The following is a 6,655-nucleotide window of genomic DNA, read 5'->3' as shown; positions in this document are numbered from 1 at the left end:
AAATGGCGCATTCAGCCTACTTAAATGTATGTTTGGATTTAGCGCGAGTGAGACGCTGCACAAATGGCATAGCACTTTTAGCACACTTGGGGCGAATGCAAATGAAATGGTGGCGTGGATTACCATCGCACTTCTAATTTGCGTAGCGTGTAGAAACGCCATTCAAATCGCAGAATCTGCAAAAATGCTTCATTTCATCATCGCTGGATTTGCCTTTGCGTTTGTGATATTAGAGATGCTTGGGGCGAGTTATGCGCCACCATTTATTTATTTTAATTTTTGAGGTTTTTAAATGCAATCAAAAAAATATATCGCTACATTTTTTATATTTAGTATTGGCGCGATTATCGTCTATTTTGCGATGCTTGTGTGTGCTGTGAAAATATTTTCGCTTCCCATTCTTACAAATGCCGAGATTTGGTTGAAAAATACCTACAAAATCAAAGATTATATAAACGCCACACCCACGCAAAAACGGCGACTTATTATCATTAGCGATTCTAACTCGCTGTTTGGATTTAACTCCGCGCTAATTGATGTAAAAACAAAATACAAACCGATAAATTACGCCACGCACGGCGGACTACCGATAAATTATCACATTGATAAAATTATAGATTCTGCGAAAAATGGAGATATCGTGCTAATGCCACTTGCCTTTGGATATTACACGCGAGGTGCGCCAAAAGATGATTTATGGTATATCCAAAATATGGAAACTTGGGGCGATTATGACAAATACATCGATTTTAAGGGCAGAATCTTAGCATATTCGCAGAATCCTCCGCTAAAAGTCGCCAAAACCATCATCAAATATATTTTTTATCGCAAAACTTCGCCAAACATCATAAGCGATATGCAAAATAAATGGGCGAATATCGCACCTTGCGAAGGGAAATTTGAAGGATATAACTATAAAAGTTTAAGCGTTTATGGAGATTTTTGCACGCAGGAAAATAATGGCGATTTTACGATAAAAAGCGATTATGGAATGGCGCAAAGCGTGGAAATTTCGGCGTTTTTTGTTGATGAATTTAGGCGATTGCAAAATTTCGCAGAATCTAAAAATATTAAGATTATTTTAACTTACCCTGCCACCGCAGAAAATGAACTATTTAGCGCAAATAATACGCAGATTCTGCGAAATATTAAGGCACTGCAAACTGCGCTAGAATCGCTAAATATTAAGATTTATGGCGATTTTAGAGATTTTATTTTTTCGCAAAAATATTTTTATGATACAAATTATCATCTCAATAAAAATGGCGCAAATTTACGCACGGAGGCGGTTATAAAACTATTGCAGAATTTAGAAAAAAATGGTGAGATTTAGGGTAGATTCTACGAAATTTGTGAGATTTTCGTGTAAATCGCAGAATCTTGCAATAACGAAATGAAAGTAGATTCTGCGGATTACCAAAGACACAAATTGCCACACAAAAAAATGTTATTTTACCGCTACAAATCCGCGAGTAAATCCCGCATAATCCTTGTAAAATTCTACGCTTTTATAGCAAGTCAAAAAATCCGCCAAATGCCCTTGATTGTGCCCTATTTCGCAACAAAGATAGTCTGAATTTAGCGCAATAATTTGGCGCAGAATCTCATCGCCATTTTTGCCACCAAAAAGCGCGTTTTGTGGTTCATAAGTCAAATTGCGTGGAATCGCATAATCCTCCGCAATATAGGGCGGATTTGAGATGATAAGCGAATCTTTTGGGTTAAAATCTACGCTTTTTAGCAAGTCAGATTCGACAAGCAAAATGCGCGATTTTAGGGTTGAATCTATCGCGGATTTTAGCGCGATATTTTTTTGTGCGATTTTAAGGGCGGTGGGCGAAATATCCGTTGCGATGATTTGAATGCGCGGATTTAAAAGGCAAAGCATAATGCTGATAATCCCGCTGCCTACGCCGATTTCATAGATTTTTTGAATGTCGTGCGCTTTAATTAACTGCAACGCCCTATCCACCAAAAGCTCGGTTTCTGGGCGCGGGATAAGCGCACCACAATCGATAAAAAATTCTTGTGAATAAAAACTCACTTTTTTTGTGATATATTCCAATGGATAGCCACAATTTAGGCGCGAAATGGCTTCAAAAAGCTGTTTTTGCAAAGTTTCCAAATTTAAGTTTTTAGATTCTTTGCTTTGCAGAGAATGACAATTTTGGATGGATTCTGCGCCTTGATGAGAATGACAAAACGCAGAATCTTGCGCTAAATTCGCGCCTTGTAAAAGTGGATTGCTTCTATCGCTTTGCTCTCTTGCAATGACGGACGCAGAATCTCCGCTAGATTCTGCGATTTTTAGCGCAGAATCTGCCAAAATATCTTGTATTTTTGCTTCGCTATGTGAGTGCAAAAAAACGCGATTTTTGCCTAAAAAGTGCGCTAGTAAAGTCTCGCACACCAAATTCGCTCGTTCGCCTTTATATGCCAAACGCGCTGATTTTAGTAGCGAATCAATCGTCATTTAAAGCGAATCAATCGTCATTTAATAAAAGTAAATATCCACTCTGCGCTCCATCTCTCTGCCCTTTTCATCGCTTCTCTCTCGCAACTGCCCCTCGTTAGAGCTCGCAATCTGCATATTTGGATATTGCTTTTTAATCGCCTTTATCGTCCGCTCGATGCGCTTGTTGATTAAAAAATGATTGTATTTTTTGTCGCCCAAATCGCATCCATATCCCATCACAAGGGCGACTTTGGCGTCTTTTGCGTTGCTTAAAAGCGAGGCGGCGAAAGTTTCTTGCTGTTTTTTGCCTAAAAATGAGCTATTTTTATCAAAAAATACCGACACTTTAAATGTGTATCCATCGATGATTTTGCCCGTTTGCAAAAACTGCTCTTGCGCGATTTGGTGCAGGGGCTTTTTGGGCTTGTCTGCTAGGGTTGTGATGGCGGTTAATGCTTTGCCCTCTTGCTTGATATCATCAAATTTTTGGGGTTCTTTTGGGGCAGATTCTGCGATTTTGGGAGTAGATTCTGCGGTAGATTCTGCGTTTTTGGGCGCAGAATCTGTGATTTTTGCGGTAGATTCTGCGTTTTTACAGCAATCAGGGACGCCACCACGGCACAGCATAATCGCTACAACAAACAGCACAGCTACAATCACGCCAAACACCAAAAACGGCGTTTTTAGGCACTTTGGATAAAATCCATCGACTTTATTTGGGTTTAAATCATTCATTTTTTGTCCTTTTAGATTTCGCAATTTAGATTCTGCGTTTGCAAATAAAGTGCGAATTTTGCACACTTTTGCCTTAAAATGCAATAAAACTAATATCGCCCTTTTAGCTCCAAATAAAATTGCGCTTCTTTTTTAATCGCTTCGATTTCTTTGGGTTGCAAGGGGCGGACGATTTTGGCGGGATTGCCAGAGATTAGCGACATTGGCGGGTATTTTTTGTTTTTTAGTAGCACACTGCCAGCTGTGATATAGCATTCATCGCCCACTACGGCATTATCAAGCACCACAGAACCCATACCAATAAGGCAATTATTGCCGATTTTGCACGCGTGGAGCGTAACTCTATGCCCGATTGTGCAATCATCGCCCACAATGACGCCAAGCCCATTTGGGAAAACTGCATCAGGCTGAATCGTGTGAATAATGGCTAAATCCTGAATATTTGTGCGTTTGCCGATTTTGATAGCGTTTAAATCCCCGCGCAAAACGCTCCCAAACCACACGCTTGAATCTTCATCAATACTCACATCGCCGATAATGCTGACATTATCAAAAATCCGCACACTAGCTTTAATCTGCGGTTTTTTGCCCTCAAATTCTAAAATCATATTCAAATCCTTTTTTGTTGAAATTTGCAAAAGTATAGCAGAATCTTTAAGCAATTTTAGGCTAAAATCGCACTTTTTTTAAACAGAACGCAACTAAATTGCAAGGAAATATCAAAATGCAAAATCCACTAAATAAACTTCGCACTTTTTCGCAAAATATCTTGCAGAATCTCTTTTCGCAGAATCTAACGCAAAATTCGCAGAATCTAAACGCAAAAAAACTTGCATTTTTGGGTGCTGAACTCGCATTTTGGGGATTTGTGGCGTTTATGTTGCTTATTAGCTCTTTTGCTTCTGGGCAATTTATGAAATACGATGATGGCGTAGGACAGCACCACGACCACCATTTGGCGTTTTTCACTTTTTTAAGCGGAATGGCGGCAAATGGGCATTTAAGCGGAATCGATTTTTACTCGCCACATTCGGTTTTTATCCCCATTGTGGTTGGGATTTTTTTAAAAATCTTTGGCGTTAGTCAAATCACACTTGCGGTATGTGTAGGCGGTGTGGGGATTTTCGTCGCATTTATTTTCATCTACAAAACGGCGCGATTAGTAATGCCCAATCTTTGGGCGAAATTTGCCATTCTTACAATCCTAATTAGCTTTCAGGGCAATGACCAGCCGTGGTTTAATCATATCTTTATGGTGTTTGTAGCGGCGGGAATCTACCTGCTATGCGCATATATCAAGGATAAAAAGGCGTGGCGACTTGTGGTGCTTGGATTTGTGTGCTTTTGCTTTCCGTATTTGCGTCAGCAAGGGCTTGTGATTTTGTCGGTGTTTTTTATCATTCCTATCATTCTTTATCACATAAGCGCGATTACAAAAAGGACTTATAAAGACATTTTGCGCCTAATACTTGGCTCATTTTTAGTCTTTAATGTGGCGTTTTTGGCGTTTGTATTTTTACGAAATGGCTTTGAAGGGTTAGAGATTTTATACTCATCGCTTTTGCCGTTAGTTTCGATGGCGCAACCTATGCAGGGCTATCCTGCGGACTTTGGCGTTATGGCAGCGCATATTTTCAACTACACTAGCAATGATGATACTTGGCACGGGCGCATTATGCAAAATATGCGCTATTGGCTAATCGTGCTAATCCCTTGCGTGTATTATGCGTTTCGTCCGCTCATTTTATATTTTAGCAAAGAGGCGATTTTAAATGAGGATACTGTCAAATTTATCGCCGCGCTTTTAACGCTCTCTACGATGGTTTTTAACTATCCCATTCAAGAGGATGCACGAATGAAAGTGCAATGTATGGTTGGGATTTGGCTTTTTATTGACGCACTTTATTTGACTATCTACAATAAGAAAGCGCGAATCGCTTCGCTTCTGGCAATCGCTGTGATTTTTTTAGGCTTTCATAATCTAAAATTGCGCCAATATGAAAATGCGTTTTCGTGGAATTATTACAATACTTTTTTGCGCACCAAACAAAACCACACGCGAATGCCAAAAAACACGCCTTATGCGAATCTAATCTTGCGAAACGCTTATGCTGATGATAAGTTGGATTCGCTTCAAAAATTGCGCGATTATGAGAGTTTGCACCCAAATGCGAAAATCATTTTTGATGGCGAGTTAGAGAGTATTGCTTCAAATGCGCCGTTGCTTTTTGGCGTGAAAAATGTCGCACTCGCGCATAAATTTCCATATTATTATCAGATTTTTGATAGGGAAAAATTTATGCCCGATATAAATGACAAATTCCGCGCGTTTGTAAGCGCAAATAAGCCTATAATTTTAGGTTGCGTTGATAAATACGGCAAAAAGTTAGGCGTTATGGATAAAGTTAGCGATTACAAAGTGCTAAAAACGCTAGGCAATGGCGATTGCTCGATTTTTGTGCCAAAAGATTCTGCAAAACGAGATTCTGCGAAAGATTCTGCGAAAAGTGCAGAATCTAGCAAAAATAAGGGAGTTAAAAAATGATTACTTTTAGTGAAATGCTATTAAAATTACAAGATTTTTGGAAAAATGAGGGCTGTTTGCTTTTGCAACCCTATGATATACCTGCGGGGGCTGGGACATTTCACCCTGCGACACTTTTGCGCTCACTAGATAGTGGTGATTGGGCGGTGGCATATACTGCGCCTTCACGCCGTCCCACAGATGGACGCTACGGGGAAAATCCAAATCGATTGGGTAGCTACTATCAATTTCAAGTGCTAATCAAACCTAGCCCCCAAAATATACAAGAAATTTATCTGCAAAGTTTGGAAATGCTAGGAATTGACACAAAGGCACACGACATTCGATTCATCGAAGATAATTGGGAATCGCCCACACTAGGCGCGTGGGGGCTTGGCTGGGAAGTGTGGTTAGATGGTATGGAAATCACGCAATTTACATATTTTCAGCAAGTAGGCGGATTGGAGTGCCACCCCACGCCTATCGAAATCACCTACGGCGTGGAGCGACTTGCAATGTATATCCAAAACAAACAAAGCGTTTTTGACATAGTTTTTAGCGAAAATAATGGCAAAATCGTCTCTTATGCAGATGTGCATAAACGCGGTGAATACGAGTTTTCAAAGTATCATTTTGAAGTGGCGGACACAAATATGCTATTTTTGCTTTTTGATAAATTTAAGGCGGAGGCAAAGTCGGCTCTCCGTGCGAATCTCCCGCTCCCTGCGTATGATTGCGTGATGTATTGTTCGCATTTTTTTAATGTGCTGGACGCACGGGGCGCAATTAGCGTAACGCAAAGGCAGGATTATATCTTGCAAATCCGCGAAATCGCCAAAGAATGCGCGGTAATGTATAAAGAAAATTCGTAGATTCTGCGAAATTTTTATAAGATTCTGCGAATCGCAGAATCTAATGCGAAAAATACCCACCCCCTTAAT

Annotated in this window: 7 protein-coding genes; 4 read left to right on the top strand and 3 right to left on the bottom strand. The window is 40.0% G+C overall.

Annotated elements, in window-relative coordinates; translation table 11 throughout:
• A partial coding sequence (locus ACWIUE_RS06040; RefSeq protein ID WP_454135756.1) for a hypothetical protein occupies positions 1 to 283 on the top strand: 283 nt, incomplete at its 5' end.
• A 9-nt stretch (positions 284 to 292) separates the two neighbouring features.
• Entirely contained in the window at positions 293 to 1,333 is a 1,041-nt protein-coding gene (locus tag ACWIUE_RS06035; protein ID WP_454135754.1) for a hypothetical protein, read from the top strand.
• A 114-nt stretch (positions 1,334 to 1,447) separates the two neighbouring features.
• Here ACWIUE_RS06035 and ACWIUE_RS06030 read toward each other — a convergent pair whose 3' ends face one another.
• The 3 genes from ACWIUE_RS06030 to ACWIUE_RS06020 all read right to left on the bottom strand — a co-directional run bounded on the left by ACWIUE_RS06030 (position 1,448) and on the right by ACWIUE_RS06020 (position 3,798).
• Positions 1,448 to 2,473 (bottom strand): N5-glutamine methyltransferase family protein, encoded by a 1,026-nt coding sequence (locus ACWIUE_RS06030; RefSeq protein WP_454135753.1) that lies wholly within the window; start codon positions 2,471 to 2,473, stop codon positions 1,448 to 1,450.
• Between the two features lie 21 nt (positions 2,474 to 2,494).
• Positions 2,495 to 3,190: a hypothetical protein gene (locus ACWIUE_RS06025; protein WP_454135751.1), complete on the bottom strand. Its 696-nt coding sequence runs from the start codon at positions 3,188 to 3,190 to the stop codon at positions 2,495 to 2,497.
• A gap of 89 nt (positions 3,191 to 3,279) precedes the next feature.
• Positions 3,280 to 3,798, bottom strand: coding sequence for a gamma carbonic anhydrase family protein (locus tag ACWIUE_RS06020; protein ID WP_454135749.1), 519 nt, complete (start codon positions 3,796 to 3,798; stop codon positions 3,280 to 3,282).
• Positions 3,799 to 3,914: 116 nt separating this feature from the next.
• Here ACWIUE_RS06020 and ACWIUE_RS06015 point away from each other — a divergent pair, with 116 nt between their 5' ends.
• Both ACWIUE_RS06015 and glyQ read left to right on the top strand, forming a co-directional pair.
• Positions 3,915 to 5,735, top strand: a complete 1,821-nt coding sequence (locus ACWIUE_RS06015; RefSeq protein WP_454135747.1) for a hypothetical protein — start codon at positions 3,915 to 3,917, stop codon at positions 5,733 to 5,735.
• Positions 5,732 to 6,586, top strand: coding sequence for a glycine--tRNA ligase subunit alpha (gene glyQ, locus ACWIUE_RS06010; RefSeq protein ID WP_454135745.1), 855 nt, complete (start codon positions 5,732 to 5,734; stop codon positions 6,584 to 6,586). Before ACWIUE_RS06015 ends, glyQ begins: the two co-directional genes overlap by 4 nt.
• Positions 6,587 to 6,655: the final 69 nt, after the last annotated feature.

This window comes from Helicobacter sp. 23-1045 (assembly GCF_053654655.1).
Note: the sequence above shows the minus strand (reverse complement) of the source record. Positions and strands in the feature narration are given on the sequence as shown.